This window comes from Phenylobacterium sp., assembly GCF_013822795.1.
Lineage (GTDB): Bacteria > Pseudomonadota > Alphaproteobacteria > Caulobacterales > Caulobacteraceae > Phenylobacterium.
This window is the reverse complement of the sequence record NZ_PNLB01000005.1, coordinates 191,110-217,649: the sequence shown is the minus strand read 5'-3', so window position 1 is coordinate 217,649 and position 26,540 is coordinate 191,110. Positions and strand designations below refer to the sequence as shown.

At 69.7% G+C, this 26,540-nt stretch carries 23 protein-coding genes and 1 pseudogene; 10 read left to right on the top strand and 14 right to left on the bottom strand.

Annotated elements, in window-relative coordinates; all coding sequences use genetic code 11:
* The 5 genes and pseudogenes from C0481_RS06695 to C0481_RS06675 all read right to left on the bottom strand — a co-directional run.
* Positions 1 to 417: pseudogene (locus C0481_RS06695) on the bottom strand (ferritin-like domain-containing protein); the annotation flags it as partial.
* A gap of 113 nt (positions 418 to 530) precedes the next feature.
* Positions 531 to 854, bottom strand: coding sequence for a YnfA family protein (locus C0481_RS06690; RefSeq protein WP_293401916.1), 324 nt, complete (start codon positions 852 to 854; stop codon positions 531 to 533).
* A gap of 297 nt (positions 855 to 1,151) precedes the next feature.
* Positions 1,152 to 2,282 (bottom strand): ferritin-like domain-containing protein, encoded by a 1,131-nt coding sequence (locus C0481_RS06685; RefSeq protein ID WP_293401915.1) that lies wholly within the window; start codon positions 2,280 to 2,282, stop codon positions 1,152 to 1,154.
* 141 nt (positions 2,283 to 2,423) lie between these two features.
* Positions 2,424 to 2,831, bottom strand: a complete 408-nt coding sequence (locus C0481_RS06680) for a metallopeptidase family protein (protein WP_293401914.1) — start codon at positions 2,829 to 2,831, stop codon at positions 2,424 to 2,426.
* Positions 2,824 to 3,414, bottom strand: a complete 591-nt coding sequence (locus C0481_RS06675) for a hypothetical protein (RefSeq protein ID WP_293401913.1) — start codon at positions 3,412 to 3,414, stop codon at positions 2,824 to 2,826. The genes C0481_RS06680 and C0481_RS06675 overlap by 8 nt, the downstream gene beginning before the upstream one ends.
* A 91-nt stretch (positions 3,415 to 3,505) precedes the next feature.
* Here C0481_RS06675 and C0481_RS06670 point away from each other — a divergent pair, with 91 nt between their 5' ends.
* Positions 3,506 to 5,824 carry a PAS domain-containing sensor histidine kinase gene (locus C0481_RS06670; protein WP_293401912.1) on the top strand — a complete coding sequence of 773 codons (2,319 nt, stop codon included), beginning with the start codon at positions 3,506 to 3,508 and terminating at the stop codon, positions 5,822 to 5,824.
* A gap of 174 nt (positions 5,825 to 5,998) precedes the next feature.
* Complete coding sequence (locus C0481_RS06665; RefSeq protein WP_293401911.1) at positions 5,999 to 6,580, top strand: sigma-70 family RNA polymerase sigma factor; 582 nt, start codon at positions 5,999 to 6,001, stop codon at positions 6,578 to 6,580.
* A gap of 263 nt (positions 6,581 to 6,843) precedes the next feature.
* On the opposite strand, the gene C0481_RS06660 is transcribed toward C0481_RS06665, so the two are convergent.
* From C0481_RS06660 to sdhC, 6 genes are all read right to left on the bottom strand, one after another.
* Entirely contained in the window at positions 6,844 to 7,164 is a 321-nt protein-coding gene (locus C0481_RS06660) for a 2Fe-2S iron-sulfur cluster-binding protein (protein ID WP_267230849.1), read from the bottom strand.
* A gap of 20 nt (positions 7,165 to 7,184) precedes the next feature.
* On the bottom strand, positions 7,185 to 8,414 hold the full coding sequence (locus C0481_RS06655; RefSeq protein WP_293401910.1) for an FAD-dependent oxidoreductase: 1,230 nt from the start codon (positions 8,412 to 8,414) through the stop codon (positions 7,185 to 7,187).
* 80 nt (positions 8,415 to 8,494) lie between these two features.
* A complete protein-coding gene (locus C0481_RS06650; protein WP_293401909.1) occupies positions 8,495 to 9,277 on the bottom strand; it encodes a succinate dehydrogenase iron-sulfur subunit in 783 nt (260 codons plus the stop codon).
* Positions 9,278 to 9,339: 62 nt separating this feature from the next.
* Complete coding sequence (gene sdhA / locus C0481_RS06645) at positions 9,340 to 11,127, bottom strand: succinate dehydrogenase flavoprotein subunit (protein ID WP_293401908.1); 1,788 nt, start codon at positions 11,125 to 11,127, stop codon at positions 9,340 to 9,342.
* A complete protein-coding gene (gene sdhD / locus C0481_RS06640) occupies positions 11,127 to 11,525 on the bottom strand; it encodes a succinate dehydrogenase, hydrophobic membrane anchor protein (protein ID WP_293401907.1) in 399 nt (132 codons plus the stop codon). Before sdhD ends, sdhA begins: the two co-directional genes overlap by 1 nt.
* Complete coding sequence (gene sdhC / locus C0481_RS06635; protein WP_293401906.1) at positions 11,525 to 11,947, bottom strand: succinate dehydrogenase, cytochrome b556 subunit; 423 nt, start codon at positions 11,945 to 11,947, stop codon at positions 11,525 to 11,527. Before sdhC ends, sdhD begins: the two co-directional genes overlap by 1 nt.
* A 188-nt stretch (positions 11,948 to 12,135) precedes the next feature.
* Between sdhC and C0481_RS06630 the strand changes: the two genes are divergently transcribed.
* Positions 12,136 to 13,020, top strand: coding sequence for a LysR substrate-binding domain-containing protein (locus C0481_RS06630; protein ID WP_293401905.1), 885 nt, complete (start codon positions 12,136 to 12,138; stop codon positions 13,018 to 13,020).
* Here C0481_RS06630 and zapE read toward each other — a convergent pair.
* A complete protein-coding gene (gene zapE / locus C0481_RS06625; RefSeq protein WP_293401904.1) occupies positions 13,017 to 14,135 on the bottom strand; it encodes a cell division protein ZapE in 1,119 nt (372 codons plus the stop codon). The genes C0481_RS06630 and zapE overlap by 4 nt on opposite strands.
* Before the next feature lie 95 nt (positions 14,136 to 14,230).
* On the opposite strand from zapE, the gene C0481_RS06620 reads away from it, so the two are divergent.
* The gene (locus tag C0481_RS06620; protein WP_293401903.1) at positions 14,231 to 14,458 is read left to right on the top strand and encodes a hypothetical protein; all 228 of its coding nucleotides are present in this window, start codon (positions 14,231 to 14,233) and stop codon (positions 14,456 to 14,458) included.
* Here the strand turns inward: C0481_RS06620 and C0481_RS06615 are convergent.
* The gene (locus C0481_RS06615; protein WP_293401902.1) at positions 14,455 to 15,096 is read right to left on the bottom strand and encodes a hypothetical protein; all 642 of its coding nucleotides are present in this window, start codon (positions 15,094 to 15,096) and stop codon (positions 14,455 to 14,457) included. The genes C0481_RS06620 and C0481_RS06615 overlap by 4 nt on opposite strands.
* A 37-nt stretch (positions 15,097 to 15,133) precedes the next feature.
* Complete coding sequence (locus tag C0481_RS06610) at positions 15,134 to 16,645, bottom strand: CoA-acylating methylmalonate-semialdehyde dehydrogenase (protein ID WP_293401901.1); 1,512 nt, start codon at positions 16,643 to 16,645, stop codon at positions 15,134 to 15,136.
* 117 nt (positions 16,646 to 16,762) lie between these two features.
* Between C0481_RS06610 and C0481_RS06605 the strand changes: the two genes are divergently transcribed.
* The 6 genes from C0481_RS06605 (at position 16,763) to addA (ending at position 26,508) form a co-directional block, all read left to right on the top strand.
* Positions 16,763 to 17,638: a 1-acyl-sn-glycerol-3-phosphate acyltransferase gene (locus tag C0481_RS06605; RefSeq protein ID WP_293401900.1), complete on the top strand. Its 876-nt coding sequence runs from the start codon at positions 16,763 to 16,765 to the stop codon at positions 17,636 to 17,638.
* Positions 17,635 to 18,117 carry a tRNA (adenosine(37)-N6)-threonylcarbamoyltransferase complex ATPase subunit type 1 TsaE gene (gene tsaE / locus C0481_RS06600; RefSeq protein ID WP_293401899.1) on the top strand — a complete coding sequence of 161 codons (483 nt, stop codon included), beginning with the start codon at positions 17,635 to 17,637 and terminating at the stop codon, positions 18,115 to 18,117. The genes C0481_RS06605 and tsaE overlap by 4 nt, the downstream gene beginning before the upstream one ends.
* Positions 18,101 to 19,192, top strand: a complete 1,092-nt coding sequence (gene amgK, locus C0481_RS06595; RefSeq protein WP_293401898.1) for an N-acetylmuramate/N-acetylglucosamine kinase AmgK — start codon at positions 18,101 to 18,103, stop codon at positions 19,190 to 19,192. The genes tsaE and amgK overlap by 17 nt, the downstream gene beginning before the upstream one ends.
* The gene (locus C0481_RS06590) at positions 19,189 to 19,899 is read left to right on the top strand and encodes a nucleotidyltransferase family protein (protein ID WP_293401897.1); all 711 of its coding nucleotides are present in this window, start codon (positions 19,189 to 19,191) and stop codon (positions 19,897 to 19,899) included. Before amgK ends, C0481_RS06590 begins: the two co-directional genes overlap by 4 nt.
* 154 nt (positions 19,900 to 20,053) lie before the next feature.
* Positions 20,054 to 23,041 carry a double-strand break repair protein AddB gene (addB, locus tag C0481_RS06585; protein ID WP_293401896.1) on the top strand — a complete coding sequence of 996 codons (2,988 nt, stop codon included), beginning with the start codon at positions 20,054 to 20,056 and terminating at the stop codon, positions 23,039 to 23,041.
* On the top strand, positions 23,038 to 26,508 hold the full coding sequence (gene addA / locus C0481_RS06580; RefSeq protein ID WP_293401895.1) for a double-strand break repair helicase AddA: 3,471 nt from the start codon (positions 23,038 to 23,040) through the stop codon (positions 26,506 to 26,508). Before addB ends, addA begins: the two co-directional genes overlap by 4 nt.
* Positions 26,509 to 26,540 lie beyond the last annotated feature (32 nt).

Below are 26,540 nucleotides of genomic sequence, written 5' to 3'. Positions count from 1 at the left end.
CTGGTTGGCGGCGTACTCCTGCGCCCCCTGATCCAGCAGCACGTGGCACAGGCTGGCCGACAGGTTCAGCGCGCCCTGCTCGCCGTGCAGGATCGAGGAAAACGAATAGAGCAGCGACTTGTTGGCGAACTGCGCCCGCAGCTCGGGCGTGTTCAGCTTGGCCTTCACGTAGTCGGTGTGCAGCGCGATCACCAGGTCCTCGCTGATCAACGGCTGGGTCTGCATGTCCCAGGGGGCCGAGAAGTCGATGTACTTCGGGTCCAGCGGATCCCAGAAGTGGTCGTGCGTCGCCGAGATGATCTTGTCGAACGCCGACGAGCGATTGTTGTAGCGGTCGAGGTCGAGCATCGACTCGAAGTCGTCCGGCGCCACGGCGTCGTAGAGGATATCCTTGGTGATGTTGCCGTCAGCGGCCATGACGTCTCTCCCTGAGCCCTTTGCCGAGCCTTTGGACGAAACTCCAACACCGATGTTCCGGAGCGTCAAAGGAAAATGACGCACCCGTCAAATTTGTAATGATCGCTGATTAGCTAGGCCGCGCGGGGCCCCAGCAGGATGATCCCGGCCCCGGCGATACACACCGCCGCCCCGATCAGGTCCCAGCGGTCGGGCCGCACGCCCTCCACCGCGAGCAGCCAGACCAGCGAGGCGGCGACATAGATCCCGCCATAGGCCGCATAGGCGCGCCCCGCGGCGGCGGCGTCGACCAGGGTCAGCAGCCAGGCGAACAGGATCAGGCTGGCGATCCCCGGCACGATCCACCAGACCGGCTTGCCTTCGCGCAACCACATCCAGAACGAAAAACACCCGGCGATCTCGGCGGCGGCGGCGGCGATGTAGACAAGCGCTGTCATGCGGGGAGATGGCCGCACCGCGCCGCTAAGCACAACCACTGTCATCCCGGTTTCGGCGCAGCCGAAGACCGGGACCCATGAACACCGGATGGCGCAGGATGCGGTTCGGCCGCGCCATTCACGCGATCTCGGGCGCGAATGGATCCCGGTCTTGCTTCGCAAACCGGGATGAGGAAACTCCACCGCTCCCCCCGGCGAAAGCCGGGGCCCAAGCTGGCTCAGCCCAAACAAAAACGGCGCTCCAGCCGAGCCGGAGCGCCGCTTGGGTCCCGGCTTTCGCCGGGATGAGCGGTTAGGTTATTCCGCCGCGATCGAGATGCTCGTCGCCAGGCGATCCTTGAAGTTGATCTCCTGGAGGTACTTGATGCCCTCTTCGGCGATGTCGTCGCCGACCATCCGGTCGCCCTCGCCGCGCAGTTCCTCGATGTCGACGTACATCGCGTAGAAGGCCTTGGTGCGGTCGGTGATGATGCCGGCGTTGAGCAGGGTCTTCACCAGCACCCGGAAGATGTTGGTCTGCTCCTTCATGTTCTCGCGGCGGGTCGCGTCGGTGACCATCTCGGCCATCTCGGCGATCACGCGGTCCGGATCCAAGCCGAACTCCTCATAGAGATCACGCTGCTGGCTGGGCGAAACCAGGTTGAACAGCAGGGTCTGGAAGCAGTGCGCGGCCCAGGTCTCGATAATCTCGTGCTCGGCCTCGGTCAGGTGCGGGATGGTCCGGTCGGCCCAGATCTTTCCGAACTTGTGGTGGAAGGCCTCGTCGGTCATCACCAGTTGGAGGAGCTTCTTCCCCATCGGGTCGCGGATGTTGTTGAAGAAGGTGGCGAAGGCGCCCATGGCCAGGCCTTCGACCAGCATCTGCATGCCGATGATCTTCTTGTAGACCTCAGGCGATCCGATGATGTCGACCAGCAGGGTCTTCAAGGTCGGGCCGCACTCGACCGGACGGCCCCAGCGGGCCTTGATGTACTTGGCGAAAGCGGTGACGTGGCGCGCCTCTTCGCGGGTCTGGTTGGCGGCGTATTCCTGCGCGCCTTGGTCCTTCAGCACGTGGCAGAGGCTGGCCGACAGGTTCAGCGCGCCCTGCTCGCCGTGCAGGATCGACGAGAACGACCGCAGGGTCGACTGGTTGATGAACCGGGTGCGGGTCTTCGGGTCGCTGAGGTGGTTCGACACATAGTCGGTCGACAGCGAGATGATCATGTCCTCGGGCAGGAGCGGCTCGTTCTCCATGTCGAAGGGCTCGTCGAAGTCGATGTACTTCTTGTCGAGCGGATCCCAGAAGTGGTCGTGCGTCGCCGAGATGATCTTGTCGAAGGCCGTCGAGCGGGCGTTGTAGCGATCCAGCTCCAGCATCGACTCGAAGTCGTCCGGGGCGACCGCGTCGTAGATGACGTCCTTGGTGATGTTGCCGTCGGCGGCCATCGGCTCTTCCTCCTGACAAGGCGCGCAAAGGCGCCCGCTGTTTCCTCGTTGGAAAAAGCCTCTCGCGAGAACATCGATCCGTCAAGAAAAATGACGGCAGCGTCACCTTTGCGAACGACTGTCAGTTTGGCGCGGTCGCGCTTAGTCCGCCGCGTCCTCGACGGCGTGGATGTCGTCGTCGCTGAGCCCGAAATGGTGGCCGATTTCATGGACCAGCACGTGGCTGACCAGTTCGGCCAGGGTCACGTCGCCACGCTCGGCCCACTCGTCAAGGATCGCCCGGCGATAGAGGAAGATCCGGCTAGGCCCCGGCGAGGGATCGAGCACCGAGCGGTGGCCGATGTGCACGCCGCTGTAGAGCCCAGACAGCTCGAAGGGGTTCTCGATGCCCAGTTCGTCCAGCACCTCGTCGCTGGCGAAGTCGTCCACCCGGAAGATCACGTCTCCGGTCAGCTTGCGGAACTCGGCCGGCAAGGCCGCGAAGGCGGTCTCGGCCAGGGCGGCGAGATCGTCGAGGGAGGGCGCGCGGCCCGCATAGGGATCACTCATCAGGCACGACTATATGGGGAGCCTCGGGCAGGCGCGTCTCGAAAAGTCCGATGTCGAGCGGCTGCTGCGGCCTCACCGCCAGCAACGGCTGACGGGTCAGGGCGCGCAGGGTCTCGCGGTCCATGTCCTCGCCGCCCTTGCGCCGGGCCTGCCGGGCCTGGGCGTCGCCCGCATGGCGCAGCGGCGCGGCGCCGATGCGCCAGTACGAGATCATCGCCCGCCACACCGTCGCCGGCGGCGGCTCGGGAGTCGGCCAGCGGTGACCGCCTTCGAAGGTCGGCTTGACCGGCGCCGGCGCGCGGGCCCGCTTCCCCGCCTTCGGCGCCAGCTGTTCGACCAGCTGCACCACCCGGTCCTCGGGCGCCAGGCTCGCCATCCGGCCCGGACGGTCGTCCTCGACCCGCCCGGCCAGGGCGTCCAGCGCCGCCTCGCGGGTCGCATAGACCGGGCCTACGGGCTCGGTCAGGAAGGCGACGTCCTCGCCGGCCAGCGCCGCAGCGTCCCGCTCGCGCGCCGCCCGCCCCTTAGGCGCAGCGAAGGCCTGCCCGGCATCGGCGGCCACGGGATAGAGGATGGCGGTCATAACCTCCCGATCATCGCCGAAATGCGCGGACCAAACTATGGTCGCTTGAGATGATTCGCCGTCTTCGACGACCTGCGGCGACGGAGCGCCGATGAGCGAGCAAGATCTGATCCTGGGGGCCGCCGCCGGCGCGGTGCTGCTCGCCCTCTGCGCCATGTTCTGGCTGGTGGACCAGCGCCGCCGCAACGACGCGCGGCTGAACGTGCTCCGCGCCCGCATCGCCGAACTGGAAGCCGGAGCCGAGGCGGCCCAGGCATCGGTCGAGGCCTTCGATTCCGCCCTGCTGTCGGTCGAGGACGGCCACGCCGCGCTGACCTCGGGCGAGGAGAGCCTGGCGGTCTGCGCCGAGGCCCTCGGCGCCGCCAGCCCAGACCCGCAGAGCGTTGTCGCCGCCCTGATGCGCGCCGACCCCGATCATGCCCGTCGCCTGCGCGCCCTGTTCGAGCGCGGCGAGGCCTGCGCCTTCGAAGTGCAGGGCCCGGCCGGGGTGGTGGCGGTCGAGGGCCGCGCCGCCGGGGCCCTGGCCTGGCTGCGATTGTCGGCGGTGATCGGCGAGGACGCCGGCCTGCCGACCGCGCCGCGCTTCGCCGCCTTCCTCGCCGCCCGCGCCGCGCCGGCCTGGATCGCCGCCGCGGACGGCGCGCCGGTGTGGGTTAACGCCGCCTGGCTGGCCGCGGCCGGCGCCGCCAGCCTGGACGAGGCCGCCGAGCGCGGCGCCTCGTTCGACAAGGGCGCCGAGAGCCTGGCCAGCGAGGCCGCCAACCTCGGCTCCAAGCGCCAGGCGCTGCGTTGGACCACGCTCGGCGGCCGCCGCCGCGCCTTCCAGGTCGTCGCCCAGCCGCTCGAAGGCGGCGGGGTCGGGGTCTGGACGGACGACGTCACCGAGACCGAAGAGTTGCGCGAAGCGCTCAAGCGCCATGTCGAGGCCCACGACGAGACGCTCAACCACATCGCCGACGCCGTCGCCATCTTCGGCGAGGGCAAGCGGCTGATCTTCCACAACACCGCCTTCGCCGAGCTCTGGGGGCTGGAGCCGGCCTGGCTGGCCGACCGCCCGACCCACGGCGAGGTGCTCGACCGCCTGCGCCAGCGCCGCCGGCTGCCCGAAACCATCGACTACGCCAAGTGGAAGGCCGCCGAGCTCGAGCGCTACGAGGACACCGCCACCGGCCCCGACGACCTCTGGAGCCTGCCGGACGGCCGCACGCTGAAGGTCGGCCGCCAGCCGCACCCAATGGGCGGGGTGGTGCTGCTGTTCTCCGACATCACCGGCGAGCTGCGCCTGAAGGCCCAGTACAACGGCCAGATCCAGGTCCAGCAGGCCACCCTCGACAAGCTCAACGACGCCGTCGCCGTGTTCGGCTCCGACGGGCGCCTGCGGCTGCACAACGAGGCCTTCGAGCTGTTCTGGAACGTCACCGGCGACCAGCTCGAGGTCGCCCACGACTTCGAGGGCGTGGTCGAGCTCTGCGTCCGCCGCCTGCACGACATGAACTTCTGGCGCGAGCTGAAGGGCCGCGTCGCCGACCCCGATCCGCAGGCCCGCGCCCCGATCTCGGGCGAGGTGAAGACCTCGGACTCGCGCATCGTCGTCTATCAAAGCCGGCCGCTGCCGGACGGCGCGACCCTGATCGCCTTCGCCGACGTCACCGACGCCCGCAAGCTGGAGAGCGCCCTCGCCGACCGCTCGGCCGCCCTGGCCGAGGCCGAGCGCCTCAAGCGCGACTTCGTCGGCAACGTCTCCTACGAGTTGCGCACCCCGCTCACCACCATCATCGGTTATTCCGAACTGCTTGAGCGCTCCGGCGAGAACCTCTCCGAGCGCGGCCGCGGGCATGCCGCCGCCGTGCGGACCGCCGCCACGCAGCTGGCCCGCTCGATCGACGACGTGCTCGACATGGCCCAGATCGACGCCGACGAGATGGCGCTGGACCTCGAGGACGTCCGCGTCGCCGACCTGCTCGGCGAGGCCGCGGCCCGCTGGCAAAAGGAAGCCGAGGCCGCCCAGGTCGTCATCAAGGTCGAGCATCCCGAAGACATCGGCCTGCTGCGCGGCGACGTGCGCCGACTGGCCCAAACCCTCGACCACCTGGCTGAGAACGCGGTGCGCCAGACCCCGCCCGGCGGGATCGTGACCATCGCCGCCCGCCGCGGCCTGGGCGAAGTGCAGCTGCAGGTCACCGACACCGGCCGCGGCATCCCCTTCCACGTCCAAGCGCACATCTTCGACCGCTTCATCGGCCGCGAGCGCGGCGGGCCAGGCCTGGGCCTGGCGCTGGTCAAGGCGCTGGTCGAGCTGCACGGCGGCTGGGTGGCCCTGGAAAGCGAACCGGGCGCGGGCGCCACCTTCACCTGCCACCTGCCCGAGGCCGCGCAGGGCGCCGCCGGCCATCCCGAATTGAGCTTCTAGCGCCGGATTTCGTCGCATTCGCGCCACATTCCTGCGCCGCGTATGGCGCAGCTTCAGCCCTTGCTGCACAAGGTTTTGTGATCGCCAATAGCCACGCCAAGCGGAGCCTTTAGGGCACCGCCGCGTTTACGCCTTAAGGGGCGTCTACGGTCCCGTCTGAACGGAGGTGACCACATGACCGAACAGGCTCAAGCGGACCACGAGTTCAAGAGCGAGCTCACGGCATTGATCCCGCAGATGCGCGCATTCGCCCGCTCGCTCTGCCGCGACGCCACCGCCGCGGACGACCTCGCACAGGACGCGCTCCTCAAGGCCTGGAACAACCGCGCCAGCTACGAGCCGGGCACCAATATGAAGGCCTGGACCTTCATGATCCTGCGCAACCAGTTCTACTCGGATAAGCGCCGCTCGTGGCGTTCCAGCCAGCTGGACCCGGAAGTCGCCGAGCGCACTCTGGAGGCCGCCTCCAACCCCCTGGCCAGCCTCGAGCTCGACGAAGTGCGCCGCGCGCTGGCCTGCCTGCCCGACGACCAGCGCGAAGCGCTGATCCTGATCGGCGCCGGCGGCCTCTCCTACGAGGAAGTCTCGGAGATTTGCGGCTGCGCCATTGGCACCATCAAGAGCCGCGTCAGCCGCGCCCGCGACCGTCTGGCGGCGATCATCGAAGATGGCTCCTACGGCCAGGACGACATCCGGCCCTCGAGCGCCATGGCGACTATCATCGCCGAACTCGACGGCCTGCGTCAGGTCGCCTAGGCCCCGATCCGGGCCCAACCAATCGCGCCGCGCCGGGCCTGCCCTGGCGCGGCGTTTCTATGTCCGCGGCCTGGGCTGCGATGTTCCGGGACAGGTGAGGCGGCGGCGCAGATAGTCGTCTATGCGGCCGCGATAAGCGGGATCGACTGGCGCTTCCCCCGCAGGGGAGGCGCCGCGCAACGACGGAAGGTGGAAGCCCGCTTCGGCGACCGTCGCGCTCGATCTCAGGGACGGGCGCTTTCCGCTGGAAAGCGCCGCGCCTCTTAGTGCTGGCTTTCCGGCATCCGCACGACCAGGCCGTCCAGCGCGTCGCTGACCTTGATCTGGCAGGACAGGCGGCTGTTCGGCTCGACGTTCTCGGCGAAGTCGAGCATCGAGTCTTCCATGGCCGAGGTGGAGCCGGTCTTGTCTTGCCAGGCCTCGTCCACATAGACGTGGCAGGTGGCGCAGGCGCAGGCGCCGCCGCAGTCGGCGTCGATGCCCGGGATGTTGTTCTTCACCGCGCCTTCCATGACCGTCAGGCCGTTCTTCACGTCGACGACGTGTTCGGTGCCGTCATGCTCGATGTAGGTGATCTTGGCCATTTACTCCCCTTCGTCGCCTGTTAAGCGGCGACCTCTTTCATGGAAACCGTTGGATCAGCAAGCTTATCGGTATTCACCGGCTTGCGGTTGGCGATGAGCTGCTTGCCCATCATGAACTCCGGGGGCGAGTTGATCGCCTCCACGGACTGCACCTGATCTCCCTTCAGGTGGAACACTGCGAACTTGCCGCTGGCCGGGTCCCCGCGCAGCAGCACGCGGTCGGCGTCGAACGGCAGGCCGGCGATCTGCAGCTTCAGGTCATACTGGTCGGACCAGTTCCACGGCACCTCCGGCGAGGGCGCCGGGCGGCCGGTGATGGCGCTGGCGGCCTGCTTGGCCTGCTCAAGGGCGCTGGGCACGCTCTCGGGGCCGAACATCCGGCCATAGTGCGGCATCGGGCGGTGGGTGACGTCGCCGATCGCAAAGACGCTGGGATCGGCCGTGCGGGCCTCCAGGTCGACCACGATGCCGCGGGCGCACTCCAGCCCCGCGTCACGGGCGATTTCGTCGTTCGGGATGGCCCCGACGCCCAGCAGCACCAGGTCACAGGGCTCGACCCGGCCGTCGGCCAGCCGCACGCCGGCGACCTTGCCGCCCTCGCCGACGAAGCCGCTGACGCTGGCCCCCAGCACGAACTGCACGCCGCGATCCAGGTGATAGCCATGGAAGAAGTTCGACAGCGGCTCGCAGGCGCTGCGCGCCAGGATGCGGGCCTCGCGCTCGATCACGACGGCCTCGGCGCCCAGGGCGCGGGCCGAGGCGGCGACCTCCAGCCCGATATAGCCGCCGCCGACGATCGCCAGCCGCTTGCCGGGGCCCAGCGCCGCCTTGATCGCCTCGGCGTCCGCCGCCGTACGCAGGGTCAGCACGCCTTCGAGGTCGACGCCCTCGATCGGCAGGCGGATGGCGCGCATGCCGGTGGCGATGATCAGGATGTCGTAGGAGACCGTCGAGCCGTCCGACAGCGTGACCAGCTTGTCCGAACGGGCCAGCTTCACCGCCTTCAGGTTCGGCCGGAAGTCGATGTTCTGCTCGGGATAGAACTCCAGCGGCTTGAGCGCCAGGGAGTCGGCGTCAGCCTCGCCCTTCAGCCAGGCCTTGCTCAGCGGCGGACGCTGGTAGGGCGGAATCGGCTCCTCGCCCACCATGGTGATGGGCCCCGTGTGGCCATACTGGCGCAACAGCGCAGCAGCGGTGCCGCCTGCGTGGCCCGCTCCGAGGATCACAATGTGCGCGTCCGATTGGCTCATATAAGCCCCATGCAGAAAAGTGACGGCGGCGTCAACTTTCCAAACACAGTTCGGATCGTTCGCCCTTTCCTAGAGAAGCGTCAGACGACGCGATCCACCAGCATCTTCTTGATCTCCGCGATCGCCTTGGCGGGGTTCAGACCCTTCGGGCAGACCTGGGCGCAGTTCATGATGGTGTGGCAGCGGTAGAGCTTGAAGGGGTCCTCAAGGTCGTCCAGGCGCTCGCCGGTGGCCTCGTCGCGGCTGTCGATCAGCCAGCGATAGGCGTGCAGCAGCGCGGCCGGGCCGAGATACTTGTCGCCGTTCCACCAGTAGCTCGGGCACGAGGTCGAGCAGCAGGCGCAGAGAATGCACTCATAGAGGCCGTCGAGCTTCTCGCGGTCCTCCGGCGTTTGGCGCCACTCCTTCTGCGGCTCCGGCGTCTCGGTGTGCAGCCACGGCTCGACCGAGGCGTACTGCGCGTAGAACATCGTCAGGTCCGGGATCAGGTCCTTGACCACCGGCATGTGCGGCAGCGGGCTGATCTGGCAGGCCGAGCCGTGCGTCTCGTCGTGGCCGTGGGTGCAGGCCAGCGTGTTGCGCCCGCCGATGTTCATCGCGCAGGACCCGCACACGCCTTCGCGGCACGACCGGCGGAAGGCCAGGGTCGGATCGACCTCGTTCTTGATGTGGATCAGAACGTCCAGGACCATCGGGCCGCAGGCGTCGACGTCGACGTCGTAGGTGTCCCAACGCGGGTTCTCGTTCCCTTCCGGGTCGTAGCGATAGATCCGGAACGTCTTGACGTTCTTGGCCCCAGCCGGCGCCGGATGGTGCCGGCCCTTCTGGACGCGGGAGTTCTTGGGCAGGGCGAGCTGAACCATCAGACGCTTTCCTTGACGGCGGACGCGTTGAGCAGAGTGTGGAGGGCGATCATCGACAGGTCCTAGTAAACCCGCGCCTTCGGCGGGATGTAGGCGATGTCGTTGGTCATGGTGTAGCTGTGTACCGGCCGGTCATCGATGCGCACCTTGCCGGTGGCGTCGTCGAACCAGGTCAGGGTGTGCTTCATCCAGTCCTGGTCGTTGCGGTCCGGAAAGTCCTCGTGCGCGTGGGCGCCGCGGCTTTCGGTGCGGTTGTGCGCGCCGACCACGGTGACCGTCGCCTGGCCGATCAGGTTGTCGAGCTCGAGGGTCTCGAGCAGATCGGTGTTCCAGATCAGACCGCGGTCGGTGACCTTCAGGTCCGGACGCTTGGCGTGCACGGCTTCCAGGCGCTTGACGCCCGAGGCGAGGGCCTCGGTGGTGCGGAACACCGCGGCGTCTTCCTGCATGGCCTGCTGCATCTCCAGGCGCAGGTGCGCCGTCGAGGTGCCGCCGTTGGCGTTACGCAGCTTGTCGAAGCGGGCGAGGTGACCGTCGGTCATCGAGGCCTTCAGCTCCGGCTGGGTCGCGCCGGCCTTGATCGTGTCGGCGCAGCGCAGCGCCGCCGAACGGCCGAACACCACCAGGTCGATCAGCGAGTTGGAGCCGAGGCGGTTGGCGCCGTGCACCGACACGCAGGCCGCTTCGCCCACCGCCATCAGGCCCGGAACCACCTTGTCGGGGTTGTCGCCCTCGCGGGTCACGACTTCCGAGAAGAAGTTCGTGGGGATGCCGCCCATGTTGTAGTGCACGGTCGGCAGAACTGGGATCGGCTCCTTGGTCACGTCCACGCCGGCGAAGATCTTGGCGCTTTCCGAGATGCCCGGCAGGCGCTCGGCGAGCATCTTGGGATCCAGGTGATCGAGGTGCAGGAAGATGTGGTCCTTCTTCGGGCCCACACCGCGGCCCTCGCGGATCTCGATGGTCATGGCGCGGCTGACCATGTCGCGCGGCGCCAGGTCCTTCACGGACGGCGCATAGCGCTCCATGAAGCGCTCGCCCTCGGAGTTGGTCAGGTAGCCACCTTCGCCGCGGGCGCCCTCGGTGATCAGGCAGCCGGCGCCGTAGATGCCGGTCGGGTGGAACTGCACGAACTCCATGTCCTGCAGCGGCAGGCCGGCGCGCAGAGCCATCCCGCCGCCGTCGCCGGTGCAGGTGTGCGCGCTGGTCGCCGAGAAGTAGGCGCGGCCGTAGCCGCCCGTGGCCAGGATCACCTGTTGGGCCTGGAAGCGGTGCAGGGTGCCGTCGTCGAGCTTCCACGCGGTCACGCCGCGGCAGACGCCTTCGTCCATGATCAGGTCGAGGGCGAAGTACTCGATGAAGAACTCGGTGTCGTGGGCCAGGCTCTGGCCGTACATCGTGTGCAGCATCGCGTGGCCGGTGCGGTCGGCCGCCGCGCAGGTGCGCTGGATCGGGGCCTCGCCGAAGTTCTTGGTCATGCCGCCGAAGGCGCGCTGGTAGATCTTGCCCTCGGCCGTGCGCGAGAACGGCACGCCCCAGTGCTCCAGCTCGTAGACCGCGGCCGGCGCGTTGCGGCACAGGTACTCGATGGCGTCCTGGTCGCCAAGCCAGTCCGACCCCTTGACGGTGTCGTACATGTGCCAGCGCCAGTCGTCCTGGCCCATGTTGCCGAGGCTGGCCGAGATGCCGCCCTGCGCCGCGACGGTGTGCGAGCGGGTCGGGAACACCTTGGTGATGCAGGCCGTCTTCAGGCCGGCTTGCGCGCAGCCCAGCGCCGCGCGCAGGCCGGAGCCGCCGGCGCCGACGACGACGACGTCGAACTTGTGGTCGATGAAATTATACTCGGCCATCAGAAGGCTCCGGAGAAGGCGGCCTTGAGGATCGCGAAGACGCCCAGGGCGCCGGCGAGGACGCAGACAGAATAATTGAGCAGCAGCAGAGCCGCCTTGGTGACGAAGCGGCCGATGTAGTCCTCGATGACCACCTGCATGGCGTTCTTCACGTGCACCAGGGTGCAGACCAGCAGCACCGCCAGCAGCACGGCGTTCACCGGCTTGGAAATCCAGTAGGCGGCCGCGTCATAGCCTTGGCCGGCGAGCTGGATCGCCACCCAGGCGCCCCAGAGCCCGAGCGGCACGAGCATCACCGCGGTGACGTGTTCGACGATGAAGTGACCCACCCCGTGGTGCGCCGAGCCAAGGCCAAGAGCTTGGGAGCGGGGGGTGCGAAGGGTCGGACCCGTGGTCATCACAGCACTCCCAGGATGAAGAGGACGGCCCAGAAGGCCAGGGTGGTCGCGGCGGCGAAGGCGATGATCGCCACCGAGCCGGCGTTGGCCTGCGCGAGCTTGAAGCCCTTGCCCATGTCCCAGAAGGCCTGGCGCACGTTGTAGGCCAGGTTGAAGAACAGGGTGAAGGTCAGGCCGAACAGCACCAGCAGCCCGAGCGGAGATCCGAGCACGCCGGTATAGACGGCATAGCTGCCCGGCCCGCCGGCCAGCGACAGCAGCCAGCCCGCCAGCAACAGCGCCGAAAGGTAGAGCCCGAAGATGCTGACCCGATGGAAGATCGAGGTCGCCATGGTGATGTGCCAGCGCCAGAGCAGCGGCGAACCGATGCCCCCTGTCATCAGGTGCGGTGAGAGCGGGCGTGGGCGAGGTGCGTCGGACATGACGGGTCGTAATTCCTGAATAGGAAGAGGCGGCACCGCTTTTAAGCCGCGGCCTTCGAGTGTCAACGAAGGCGCAGTCCCGCTCTCTACAGAGCAGCGACCTCCCCTTCGCCAAAGCCGAAGTTTCCGACCTTTTTCTTTTGATGCAATGCGTCTTTCCCGTATGCATCCTTCGCAGGAGACGAAGGATGCGGTTCGACCTGATTGATTTGCGGCTGTTCTGCGAAGTGACGGACGCCGGATCCATCACCCGCGGGGCCGAACGTTGCGCCCTGGCGCTGGCCGCCGCCTCCACCCGCATCCGCAACATGGAGGACGCGCTGGGCGCGCCTTTGCTGGAGCGGTCGCGACAGGGCGTCACGCCCACGCCCGCCGGCCGCACCCTGATCAAGCACGCCCGCACGATCCTCGCGCAGACCGCACGCCTGCGCGAAGACCTCGGGGCCTATGCCGGCGGCCTGTCCGGAGAGGTGCGGCTGCTGGCCAACACCAACGCCCTGACCGAGTTCATTCCCGAGGCGCTCAGCCGCTTCCTGGCCGACCACCCGCACGTCAGCATCAATCTGGAGGAACGGCTCTCCGACGAGATCGTCGGGTTGGTGGCCGAGGGCGTCGGCGACATCGGCATCGTCGCCGGCACGGTCGACATGGGCAGCCTGGAGACCTTCCCGTTCCGCTCGGACCGCTTCGTGGTGGTGACCAGCGCCATCCACCCGCTGGCCCAGCGCCAGGCGATGACCTTCGCCGACGTGCTCGGCTGCGATCTGGTCGGCCTCGACCGCGCCTCCTCGCTGCAGCGGTTCCTGTCGGCCAAGGCCGTGCGCGAGGGCCGGCCCCTGCGGCTGCGCGTCCAGCTGCGCAGCTTCGACGCGGTCTGCCGGCTGGTCGAATGCGGGGTCGGGGTCGGCATCGTGCCCGAGACCACCGCCCGCCGCGCCGCCCGCACCATGTCGCTCGGCATCGTCGACCTGACCGACGACTGGGCCCAGCGCGAACTGACCATCTGCGTGCGCAGCCTGGAGGGCCTGGCCCCCTACGCGCGGGACTTGGTGGAGAGCCTGCGGGGCGCCTAGCCGGCGTCCTCGGCCAGCCAGTCGGCCGAGCGCATCTCCTGCAGGCGCGAGGCGGTGCGCTCGAACTCGAACGCGCCGTCGCCTTCCGGGTAGAGCTTGGTCGGCTCGGCCTGCGCCAACACGATCAGCTTGGCATGCGCCTCGTAGAGCGCGTCGATCAGGATCACGAACCGCCGCGCCTCTTCGCGCCGGTTCGGCGTCAGCTCCGGCACGTCCTCGAGGAACAAGGTGTGGAAGCGCTCGGCGATGGCGATGTAGTCGTTCGGCCCCAGCGCCACCGAGCATAGGCTGGCGAAGGTCGCGCGCACCATGCCCCCCTGGGCGTGCGGCAGGTGCACCTTGCGGCCCAGCACCTCCAGCGTTTCGCCCACCTCCGCCTCGCCGCCCAGCATGTCCTTCCACAAGGCGTCGAAGCTGCGGGCGTTGTCGGGGTCGTTCGGGCTGAACCAGGTGCCCGCCGCCCGCAGGCGATCGAGCCGATAGTCATGCGGTCCGGCGACGCTGACCACCTCGACCTTGCTCTTCAAGAGCTCGATGAACGGCAGGAACAGCTGGCGGTTGATGCCGTCCTTGTAGAGCTGGTCGGGCAGCCGGTTGGAGGTCGCGACCAGGGTTACCCCCCGCGCGAACAGCGCCTCGAACAGCCGGCCCAGGATCATGGCGTCGGCGATGTCGGTGACCTGGAACTCGTCGAAGCACAGCAGCCGCGCCTGGCCGGCGACCACGTCGGCCACCGGCGGGATCGGATCATCGCCCTTGTGCTGGCCGAACTTCGCCTTGCGAGCGGCCGGGTCGCCCTTGCGCCAGGCGTCGATCAGCCGGTGGATCTCGCCCATGAAGACGTGGAAGTGGATGCGCCGCTTCTTCTCGACCGGAGCGCTGGCGAAGAACAGGTCCATCAGCATGGACTTGCCGCGCCCGACCGGGCCGATCAGGTAGACGCCCTTCTGGCTCTCGGCCTTCTTGAAGAACGAGGCGAAGCCGCTGGGCTCGGCCCGCGCCAGGTCGCCCTCCAGCCGCACCAGCGCCGCCAGGGCGGCGGCCTGGGCCGCGTCGGGACGGATATCGCCCTGCGCCAGGCGGGCGTCGTAGGCGGCTTGCAACTGCGAGGGCATGGCATCCGCCTAGACCCTCAACGCGCGCGCCTCAAGCACGGAACGGCGCGCGTCCTTAGCGGTTGACCTAGTCGGACCTAGATGAGGAGCTTGCCATGGCCGGAAAGACCCGCGACGCCACGCCCGACCCCGTCATCGACGACGAGACCGATCCCGAGCTCGAACTCACGCTTGAACTCAGTGACGCCGATGACCTGGAGGACGAGGCCAGCCGCCAGAGCTTTGGCCGGCGCGCCGACGGCCATCCCGCCGACCGCGAACACGGCATGAAGACCCGGGCGCGCAGCAAGCAGATCGTCAGCGGACGGCCCTACGCCAGCTAGCTGGCCAGGCCCAGTTCCTTGCGCACGAACCGGTAGGTCTCGCGCTTCTCGCAGGCGCAGGCCCGCATCTTGCCGTCCTTGGTCCACCAGACCAGGGTCGGATAGGCGAACTTGACGCCGTTGGCCTTCAGCAGCGGCCGCAGGTCGTCGACAAGCTTGCGGCCGGCCTCGACCACCGCGGTCCGGGCCATGTCGCCGTCGGCCGGAGGGATGCCCTCTGCGGTCCAGGCCTGCGCCGGGGTGTCCTCCCAGCGCTCCATCAGCGGCCAGGAGCGGGTGAGCCACAGCTCGGCCACCGTCGCCCGCTCGGCCGGGGTCGACTTGGCCACGCCGTTGACGTCGCGCCGCGCGATCTCGATCACCCGGGTGTCGACGCCGGCCGCCTGCAGCAGCGGGAACTCCTCGGCCTTGAAGCGCACGCAGTCGGGGCAGGTGCGGAACGAGACCATGTAGAGCTTGGGCCCGGTCTTGCCCGGCGACACCCAGCCCGAGGTCTCGAGCAGCCTGGCGATTTCGTCCTGATGCTTGGTGATCGTATGGGGCCGCCAGCGTAGGTCGTAGTTCCACCACGCAAAGCCGCCGGCCCCCGCCAGGGCGAGGACCAGGACGACGATCGCCCACAGCTGGAACCGCTTCATCGAACCTCCACCGCAAACTCGCGGCAGAGTAGTTCCATCACCGCATGGTGGGAATGACGAAGGCGCTGTCCTCGGTCATGCCCTCGGGCCAGCGCGCGGTGATGGTCTTGATCTTGGTGTAGAACTTCACGCCCTCGACGCCGTGCTGGTTCACGTCGCCGAAGGCGCTGCGCTTCCAGCCGCCGAAGGTGTGGTAGGCGACCGGCACCGGGATCGGCACGTTGATCCCGACCATCCCCACATTGACCCGGGCGGCGAACTCGCGCGCGGCGCGGCCGTTGCGGGTGAAGATCGCCACCCCGTTGCCGTACTGGTGCTGGCTGGGCAGGGCGAGCGCCTCCTCGAAGCTCTCGGCGCGGACGATCTGCAGCACCGGGCCGAAGATCTCCTCCTGGTAGGTCTTCATGCCCGGCTTGACCTGGTCGAACAGGCTCGGGCCGATGAAGAAGCCCTTCTCGAAGCCTTGCAGCGCGAAGCCGCGGCCGTCGACCACCAGCTCGGCGCCCTCGTCGACCCCGATCTGGATGTAGTCGGCGATCTTGTTGCGATGCGCGGCGCTGACCACAGGGCCGTACTGGGCCGCGGCGTCGGTCGAGACGCCGACCTTCAGGGTCTCCAGCTCGGCCACCACGCGCTCGCGGATCGCATCGGCGGTCTTGGCGCCGACCGGCACCACCACCGGCAACGCCATGCAGCGCTCGCCGGCCGAGCCATAGGCCGCGCCGACCAGGTCCTTGACCGTCTGGTCGAGGTCGGCGTCCGGCATGACGATGCCGTGGTTCTTGGCCCCGCCCATCGCCTGCACGCGCTTCCCGTGCGCGGTGCCGGTCGAGTAGACGTAATGGGCGATGTCGGACGAGCCGACAAAGCTGACCGCGGCGATGTCCGGATGGGTCAGGATCGCGTCGACCGCGACCTTGTCGCCGTGCACCACGTTCAGCACGCCCTTCAGGTCCATGCCGAGGTTAGCGCCGGCCTCCATGAACAGCTGCGCCAGCCGCACCGGCACGCTCGGGTCCTTTTCCGACGGCTTCAGGATGAAGGTGTTGCCCACCGCGATGGCGATGCCGAACATCCACATCGGGATCATGCCGGGGAAGTTGAACGGGGTGATGCCCGCCGCCACGCCCAGCGGCTGGCGCATCGAATAGACGTCGATGCCAGGGCCTGCACCCTCGGTGTATTCGCCCTTCAGCACATGCGGGATGCCGCAGGCGAACTCAATCACCTCCAGCCCGCGCTGGATGTCGCCCTTGCTATCGGCGATGACCTTGCCGTGCTCGGACGATAGCAGGCCGGCCAGCTCGTCCATGTGCGCCTCGACCAGGCGCTTGAACTCGAACATCACCCGTGCGCGGCGCTGCGGGTTGGTCGCCGCCCAGGCCGGCTGCGCCGCCAGCGCCGCCTGCACCGCGGCGTCGACCTCAGCGGCGGTCGCCAGGGCGACTTTTGCCTGCACCTCGCCGGTGTTGGGGTCGAAAACATCGCCGAACCGGCCAGAGACGCCAGGCTGAGCTGCACCAGAAACGAAGTGTTGGATGTCACGCATACCGGCGTTGTATGCCCTCCAAAGGGGCCTGGGTAGACTTCACCCAACGTGAGCAGGGCAGTGTTTTTTGCCCCCCGCTTGCTCCGGTGCGGCGGGCCGTCGCATTCTGCGCGTCCGATGACGAGCCTTTCGCCCACCGCGTCCGCCCTGCCCGCGCGCAGCGCCTACCACGACCACATCGTCGACACGCTGATCGCCGAGCGGGCGCCGCGGCTGTCGGGCGGCGCGCTGTGGCCGCTGATCCGGCCGGCGCTCTACCGGATCCTCGACTATCGAAAGGCCCGCGCCATGGCCGACGCCATCGCGCCGATGCCCGGCCGCGCCGCCCTCGACTACGTCTCCGACCTGCTCAGCGTGAAGGTTCAGGTCCGCGGCCTGGAGCACGTCCCCGCCGCCGGCCGGGCGATCTTCATCTGCAACCACCCGACCGGCATCGCCGACGGCATCGCGGTGTTCGATGCGCTGAAGGGCCTGCGCCCCGACATCTGCTTCTACGCCAACTCCGACGCCCACCGCGTCGCGCCGCACTTCGACGAGGTGCTGATCCCGGTCGAATGGGTCGAGGAAAAGCGCACCCGCGAGCGCACCCGCTTGACCCTGCAGCTGACCCGCGAGGCGATGGAGGCCGAACGCGCCCTGATGATCTTCCCGGCCGGGCGTCTGGCCCGCCGCGGCCCCGGCGGCGTGCTCAGCGACCCCGAATGGATGCCCAGCGCCATCTCGCTGGCCCGCAAGTACCAGGCGCCGGTGATCCCCATGCACCTCGACGGGCCATCCTCGACGCTGTTCCACTTCTTCAACCGCTTCTCGAACGAACTGCGCGACATCACCCTGTTTCACGAGCTGCTGAACAAGCGCGGCCGCGAGTTCTCGCTGCTCCTCGGACCACCGGTGGCGCCCGACGCGCTCGACGCCGACGCCGTCGCCGCGACCGAGGCGCTGAAGGCCTATGTCCGCACCCTGCCGCAGCACCCCGAAAGGCCGTTCGCATGATCACCCCGGCCGAAGGCGACTTCCGACTCGATGACGAGGCCGCCACCGGGCGGCTGGGCGCGGCCATCGCCGCCGAACTCAAGCCGGGCGAAGCCATCTGCCTGACCGGGCCGCTGGGAGCCGGAAAGTCGACCCTGGCCCGCGCCCTGGTCCGCGCCCTGACGACGCCGACCGAGGACGTCCCCAGCCCGACCTTCACCATCGTTCAGTTCTACGAAGGCGCGCGGCTGAAGGTCGCGCACTTCGATCTCTACCGCCTCACCTCGGCCGACGAGGCCTATGAGATCGGTCTGGACGAAGCGCTTGAGGACGGCGCGGCGGTGATCGAATGGCCCGAGCGCCTGGAGGGCCATCTTCCCCCCGACCGACTTGATGTAGAGATCGTCGTCGATGAGTCGCCAGAAGGCGGGGAGGCGCGGCGCGCCCGGCTGACGCCGGCGGGCGCCTGGGAAGGACGTGGGCTTGAATTCCGATCGTGACGGCCGCAAGGCCGAGTTCCTGAAGGCTGCGGGTCTGGCTGACGCCCGCCGTGAGCTGCTGGCCGGCGACGCCTCGACGCGCGCCTATGAGCGCCTGCACCGGGCCGACGGCTCAACCGTGATCTTCATGGACCAACCGCCGGCCGCCGAGAGCGCGGTCTGCCCGCCCGGCGCCACCGAGGCTGAGCGCCTGGCTATGGGCTACAACGCCGCCGCGCGCCTGGCCGCCGGCTCGGTCGCCGCCTTCGTCACCACCGCCGCCTGGCTGCGCGACCACGGTCTCTCGGCGCCGCAGATCCTCGCCCACGACATCGACGCCGGCCTGGCCGTGCTGGAAGACCTGGGCGATGGCCTGTTCGCCACCCTGATCGCCGACGGCGAGGCCGAGGCCCCGCTCTACGAGGCCGCCGTCGACGTCCAGGTCCAGCTGCAGGAAACCGCACCGCCCGACGTGCTGACCGCCGACGGCGCCGCCTGGCCGCTGCTGACCTACGACGCCCTGGCGCTGAAGGTCGGGACCGACACCTTCCTCGAATGGTGGCCGAAGTTCTCGGGCCTGCCGGAATTCTCCGCCGACGCCGTGGCCGAGTGGGACGCCCTCTGGGCGCCGATCTTCGCGCGCGGCGAAGCGGGCGCGAGCGTCTTCACCCATCGCGACTTCCACGCCCAAAACCTGCTCTGGCTGCCCGATCGCGCGGGCGCGGCCCGCGTCGGCCTGCTCGACTTCCAGGACGCCCTGCGCGCCCACCCGGCCTGGGACCTGACCCACCTGTTGCAGGACGCCCGCCGCGACGTCTCGCCGGAGCTGGAGAGCGCCATGCTCGACCGTTTCCTGGCCGCCCGCCCTGGCCTGGACCGCGAGGCCTTCATCCACGCCTACCGCGCGCTCGCCGCCTCCAACGCCGCGCGCATCCTCGGCCGGGTCTTCGCCCGCCAGGCGCTGCTCGGCCGCCGCCAGTACGAGGCCTTCATGCCCCGCACCTGGCGCTACCTGGAACGCAACCTGACCGACCCGTCGATGGCCGGCCTCCAGGCCTGGTTCGACCGCCACGTCCCCGCGCAGGCCCGCCGATGAGCCAAATCAAGACCGCCATGGTCCTGGCCGCCGGGCTTGGCACCCGGATGCGACCGCTGACCGACGACCGCCCCAAGGCGCTGGTGACCGTCGCCGGCAAGGCGCTGATCGATCACGTTCTCGACCGGCTGGTCGCCGCCGGCATCGAGACCGCCGTGGTCAACGTCCATCACTTCGCCGACCAGATGGAAGCTCATCTGGCGACTCGGACCGACATCCGCATCGTCATCTCCGATGAGCGCGCCGCCCTGCTCGACTCCGGCGGCGGCATCAAGCATGCGCGCGCTCTGCTCGGCGACGATCCGATTCTGATCGCCAACATCGACTCGCTGTGGATCGAGGGCGAGACGCCGGCCCTCGAAACCCTCAAGGCGACCTGGAATCCGGAGGCCATGGACCTCTGCCTACTGCTGGTCCGCCGCGGCCACGGCATCGGCTTCGAGGGGCCGCAGGGCTTCTTCATGGACGAGGCCGGCCGCCTCACCCACTCGGCCCAGCCCGAGCCGCCGACCCCCTACGCCAATGTCGGCTTCCAGATCCTCAAGCCGCAGATTCTCGACGGCGAGCCGGACGGCGCCTTTTCGATCGTGCCGGTCTGGTGGCGGCTCTCCGAACAGGGCCGCCTCTACGGCGCGGTGATGGACGGCTTCTGGATGCACGTCGGAGACCCCGCCGCCCGGGAGGCGACCGAGGCGAAGCTGCGGTGAGGCGCGTCCGCCCAGATGCTCCCCCACTGGGGGAGCTGTCAGCCACTTGGCTGACTGAGGGGGACTTTGACTCACACGAGTTGAGAGCAGTCCCCCTCCGTCTCGCTGCTGCGCATCGATCCACCTCCCCCAAGAGGGGAGGATCTAACACCCCATGAACCTCTTCGCCCATCCCGGCCCGCGCTGGTTCAACATCCCCGCCCACCGGCCGTTCGTGCAGGACCTGGCGGCGGGCCTCTATGACGCCCTGACGCCGCTCGGCCCGGACGCGCTGTCCCAGGCGATCATCCTCACTCCAACGCGGCGCGGCGCGCGAGCCCTGGCCGACGCCTTCATCGCCGCGGCCGGCGGCAAGGCCGTGCTGCCGCCGCAGATCCGCCCGCTCGGCGACCTCGACGAGGGCGAACCGCCGTTCGAGCCCGGCGACCTCGCCGTCGAACTGCCGGCCGCCATCGGCTCGCTGCGCCGCCGCTTCGAGCTGACCCGCCTGGTCAAGACGCACGAGAAGCAGCTCGGCCGCGAGCTCGACGCCTCGGCAGCGCTGGAGTTGGCCGACGCCCTCGGCTCCTTCCTCGACAGCCTGCAGATCGAGGAGGTCAGCGGCGACGGCCTAGCCGAACTGGTCGGCGCGGATCTCGCCGAGCACTGGCGCATCAGCCGCGAGTTCCTGGAGATGGCCCAGGTCGCCTGGCCCGCGCGCCTGGCCGAACTTGGCCTGGTCGACGTCTCCCAGCGCCGCGTGGCGCTGCTGCGCAAGCTGGCCCAGGCCTGGACCGATCGCCCGCCCCAGGGTGTGCTCATCGCCGCCGGCTCGACCGGCACAGCGCCGGCCACCGCCGACCTGCTGGCCGTGGTCGCCGCCGCGCCGCAGGGGGCTGTGGTCCTGCCCGGCCTCGACGACAGCCTGGCCGAGAGCGCCTGGATCGAGGTCGGCGAACAGCATCCGCAGGGCGCCATGCGCCGCCTGCTGCATCGCGCCGGCATCGAGCGCCGCGACGTCATGGAGTGGCCCGCCTCCTTCACCCTCGACTCGCGCGGCCGCTGGCGCCGCCGGGTGATCAACGAGGCCCTGCGCCCGGCCGAGCGCACCGCCGACTGGCTGTCGGTGATCGAAAAGCTGCGCGAGGAGGGCGAGGCCGACGGCGTCGACGCCATCGCCGAGGGGCTGTCCGGCCTCTCCGTCGTCACTGCCCGCGCCGAGGAGGAGGCGGCGACCGCCGCCGCCCTGCTGCTGCGCGAGGCGCTGGAAACCCCCGGCCGCACCGCCGCCCTGGTCGCGCCCGATCAGGCCCTGGCCCGCCGCGTCGCCGCCAAGCTGGCCCGTTGGGGCGTCGCCGCCGACTCCTCGGCCGGCCTGTCGCTATCTGGCTGCGCCGGCGGGGTGCTGGCCGGCCTGGTCGCCAAGGCCGCCATCGATCCGCTCGACCCGGTGACGCTGCTCGCCATCCTCAAGCATCCGCTGGTGCGGCTGGGCCTCGACCCCGAACATCTGATCGAGGCCCGCACAGCGCTGGAGCGCGAGGGTCTGCGCGGCCCACGCTGCACGGCCTGGCCTGCGCTGGAAGCCAGGCTCAGCAAGTCCGAGATCGCCCTGTCGCTGTCCCGCACGCTGCAGGCCGCGCTTTCGCGCCTGGAGATCGAAGATCCCGCCCAGTCACCGGCCGACGCCGCCCGGCGCCTGACGCAGACCCTCGAAGCCCTGGCCGTCGATCCGCTCGGCGATCACGGCGACCTCTGGGCCGGCCATGGCGGCGAAGCGCTGGGCCGGCTGCTGGCCGGGCTGATCGACGAATCCGAAGGCCTGCCGCACGTCACCCCGCGCGGCTTCGCCGACCTGTTCGCCCGGCTAATGGCCGGCGAGAGCGTGCGCACCGGCGGCTCGACCCATCCGCGCCTGCGCATCCTCGGCGCCATCGAGGCCCGCCTCACCCGCGCCGACCGCCTGGTGGTCGCCGGGCTGGAGGAAGGCGTCTGGCCGCAGGGCGCCCCGCTCGACCCGTTCCTGTCGCGGCCGATGCGCGAGCGGCTGGGTCTGCCGCCGCCTGAGCGCCGCGTCGGCCTGGCCGCCCACGATTTCGCCCAGGCAGCCTGCGCGCCTGAGGTCATCCTGCTGCACTCCGAACGCCGAGAGGGCGCGCCGGCCGTGAAGTCGCGCTGGCTCTGGCGGCTGGAGACCCTGGCCCGCGGCGCCGGCGTGCTGCTGCCCGGCCGTCCCGACGTCATCGACTGGGCCCGCGCCCTCGACGCCGCCCAGGACTACAAGCCCGCCAGGCGTCCGTCGCCCAACCCGCCGATCGCCGACCGGCCGCGCGTAATGGCGGTCACCCGCATCGAGGCCCTCACCCGCGATCCCTACGCGGTCTGGGCGCGCGACATCCTCAAACTGTTCCCGCTGGAACGGCCCGATGAGGCGGTCGAGGCGCGCGCCCGCGGCACCGCGATCCACAAGGCCTTCGAACGGCTGGCCGAGGATCACCCTGACCAGTTGCCGCCCGACGCCGCCGCGATCTTCGAAGGCTTCTATGTCGCCGAGCTGGAAGCCGCCGGCATGCCGCACGAGGCTCTGGCCCGCGAGACCGCCCTGGCCAAGGAAGCCGCCGCCTGGGTCGCCGACCTGGAGCGCCGCCGCCGCGCCGACGGCCGCAGCATCCACGTCGAGCTGAAGGGCGAGCTGACCATCGAGGCCCCCGCCGGCCCGTTCACCGTCAACGCCCGCGCCGACCGCATCGAGATCGACCCGCAGGGGTACGGCCACATCCTCGACTACAAGACCGGCAAGGCGCCGTCGAAGAAGGTGGTGGAGACCGGCTTCTCGCCGCAGCTCACCCTGACGGCGGCGATCCTCCAATCCGGCGGCTTCCCGACCCTCGGCCATCCCGAGCCGGGGGAACTGACCTATCTGGAGATCACCGGCCGCAAGCCGGCCGGGCGCGAGGAAGTCCGCGCCCTGCCGGGCGACGACAGCGCTCTGGCCGCCGCCAACGCCTATGAGGGCCTGGTCAAGCTGATCAGCCAGTTCGACCACGGCCGCCCCTACGCCTCGCGCGTCGCCCCGCAGTTCGTGAAGCTGCACATGAGCGACTACGACCACCTGGCCCGCGTCTTCGAGTGGTCGACCAGCGGCGAGGAGGACGGCGAATGAACGCGATCCCGCCCGCCGTCGACCCGCAGCGCCTGGCCGCCGACCCGGCCATCTCGGCCTTCGTCACCGCCAACGCCGGCTCGGGCAAGACCAAGACCCTGATCGACCGGGTCGCGCGCCTGCTGCTGGCCGGGGCCAAGCCCGAGACCATCCTCTGCGTCACCTACACCAAGGCCGCCGCCGCCGAGATGCAGCGCCGGCTCTACCACCTGCTGGGCGGCTGGTCGGTCTATGACGACGCCAGCCTGCGGACCGAGCTAGCCAAGCTCGAGGGCCGCGGCGTCGACAGCTACGACGCCCGCAGCCTGTCCAAGGCCCGCGCCCTGTTCGCCAGCGCCCTGGAGACGCCTGGCGGGCTGAAGATCCAGACCATCCACGCCTTCTGCGAAAAGCTGCTGCGGCGCTTCCCGCTGGAGGCCGGCGTTTCGCCCGGCTTCCGGGTCATGGACGACAGCGCCAGCGCTGCGGTCGCCGACGCCGCGCGCAAGGCCGTCGCCCGCCACGCCCTCCGCGGCGAGGGCGTCGTCGCCCAGGCCTACGCCCGCTTCTCGGTGGCGCTCGACTTCCAGAGCTTCCAGGGCATGTTCGCGACCTTCGAGAGCCAGCGCGGCGCGCTCGGCGCCTATTTCGACCGCCACGGCGGCCTGGAAGGCGTGATCGAGCATGTCTGGCAGGTCTGCGAGTTCGACGCCCCGACCGAGCCCGAGGCGATCGAAGCGCAGGCCCTGGCCGAAATGAACCGCTCGGCCTGGCGCGATTGCGTCGAGGTGCTGGCCCAGGGCGGCAAGGCCGACATCACCAACTCCGCCAAGCTGGCCGCCGCGCTGGCCGACGGCGCCGGCCTCGACGAGGCTCTGGCCGCCCTTTTCACCGAGAAGGGCGAGAGCACGCCCGTCGCCTGGGTCGCCAAGACCTCCGGCCTCAAGGCCCGCGAGGACCTGCGGTTCTTCCTGCTGGCCGAACAGGACCGCCTGGAGATCGCCCGCGAGCGCCGCCGCGCCGCCCGCGTCGCCCACGACACCCACGGCGCGCTGATCCTCGCCAGTGCCTACCTCGCCGCCTACGCCATCGAGAAGACCGCCTCAGGCGCGCTGGACTTCACCGATCTCATTGAAAAAACACGCGATCTTGTCGCCTCGCGCCCGATGGCCGCCTGGGTGCTCTACAAGCTCGACGGCGGGGTTGATCATATCCTCGTTGACGAAGCCCAGGACACCGCCCCCGAGCAGTGGGAGATCGTCCGCGCCCTGACCGAGGAGTTCTTCTCCGGCTCCGGCCAGCCGACCGAGCGGATGCTCGAGCGCAATATGTTCGTCGTCGGCGACGAGAAGCAGTCGATCTACTCGTTCCAGGGCGCGCGACCCGAGCTGCTGATCCAGGAGTTCGAATTCCACCGCGAGCGCGCCACCGGCGCCGGCTTCCGGTTCGAGCGCGTCGACCTGCTGACCTCCTGGCGCTCGACACCCCAGGTGCTGCGCTTCGTGGACGCCGCGTTTTCCCCGCCCGAGCTCGCCGCCGCCATCCTGCCCCGCGTCGAGGCCGAGGCCATCGTCCACCAGGCGGTGCGCTCCGACGCCGGCTGCGTCGACCTCTGGCCCTTGGAGCGCGAGGAGAAGGGCGACGTCCGTGACGCCTGGGACGCGCCGCTCGACGAGGAAGGCCAGGCCAGCGCCAACAAGCGCCTGGCCGAGAAGATCGCCGCCGAGATCGGCGCCCTGATCGAACGCGGCGACGCCGTGCTGGACAAGGACACCCGCCAGCCGCGCCCGGCCACCGCCGGCGACGTGCTGATCCTTGTCCGCCGCCGTAAGGCGCTGTTCGAGGAGATCCTACGCGCCCTCAAGCACCGCAAGATCCCGGTCGCCGGCGCCGACCGGCTGGCGCTCAGCGAACACATCGTCTTCGACGACCTGCTGGCCCTGGCCCGCTTCGCGCAATATCCGGCCGACGAACTGACCCTGGCGGCGCTGCTGCGCAGCCCGTTCTGCGACCTCTCCGACGACAACCTCTACGCCCTGGCCCACGGCCGCGGCCGCGAGAACCTCGCCGCCCTGCTGCGCCGCCGCCGCGAAGAGAAGCCGCAATGGGCCGCCGCTGCGGACCTCGTCGAATGGCTGGTCGCCAACCGCGCCGCGCGGCCCTTCGAGTTCTATTCGCACCTGCTGGCCCTGCGCGACGAGCGCGGCGTCTCGATGCGTCGGCGGCTGATGGAGCGGCTGGGCGCCGAGGCCGAGGACGCCCTCGACGAGTTCCTCGCCCAGGTGCTGGCCGCCGAGGGCCGCGGCGTCGAGGACCTCGAAAGTCTGGCCGCCGCGCTCGCCAGCCTCGACATCACGGTCAAGCGCGAGATGGAGGCCGGCCGCGACGAGGTGCGGGTCATGACCGCCCACGGCGCCAAGGGCCTGGAGGCGCCGATCGTCTTCCTGCCGGAGACCACGCTGGGCCGCACCGCCCGCGGCTCGCCGTTGATGCGGACCCAGGAGGGCGGCTTCCTCTGGAGCACCTCGAAGGGGACCGACTGCGCCGCCTCGCTGGAGGCCCGCGAGTGGCGTGCCCGCAAGGATGAGGAAGAGGCCGCGCGCCTGCTCTACGTCGCCCTGACCCGCGCACGCGATCGCCTCGTGCTGTGCGGCCGGGTCTCGGCCACCGCCAAGGAAGAGAACATCAAGGGCTGGTGGGGCGCGGCGGTCGCCGCCTTCGACCACGCCGACGTCGGCGGTGAGAAGCGGAACATCCGCGGCGGCGGCCGCGAGTTCGTGCGCTTCGGCCCCGATCCCGTCCCCCTGGGCGCGGCTCTGGTTCGCGCTGAAGCCACGGCGCCCCTGCCCGCCTGGGCCCAGATCGCGCCGCCCGCCGAGGCCTTCGCCCGCTACGCCTCGCCCTCGCAGCTCGGCGAGGACGTTGCCACGCCCGCCACCTCGCCGCTGATCCGCACAGAAGGCCTGGGCCGCTTCCGGCGCGGCGACCTGATTCACCGGCTGCTGCAGATCCTGCCCGATCTGCCGCCCGCGGAGCGCGAAGCCGCCGCCGCCCGCATCCTCTCGCGCGAACGTGATCTGACCCCCGAACAGCGCGCCGAGATGATCGCCGCGGCCATGGGCGTGCTCACCGACTCCCGCTTTTCCGAAGTCTTCGGGCCCGGCAGCCGGGCGGAAGTCTCAGTCGCCGGGACCGCTCGCGGCTTGCCGCCGGGCCTGGCGATTTCCGGCCGCATCGACCGGCTGGTGGTGCTGCAAGACCGTGTCCTGGTGGCGGATTTCAAGACCAACCGCCCCTCGCCCGACCGCATCGAGGACGCCGACCGCGCCTACCTGCGGCAGATGGCGATCTACGCCGCGGTGCTGGAGGATATCTTTGAGGGCCGGCGCATCGAGGCGGCCCTGGTCTGGACCGATGGCCCGAAGCTGATGGCGGTTCCAGAAAACCTGTGGCGTCAGACCCTTGCCGACCTCCATCGTGAAGGTTGATACCAGGGCCATGCCCGCCTACATCGGCGGAT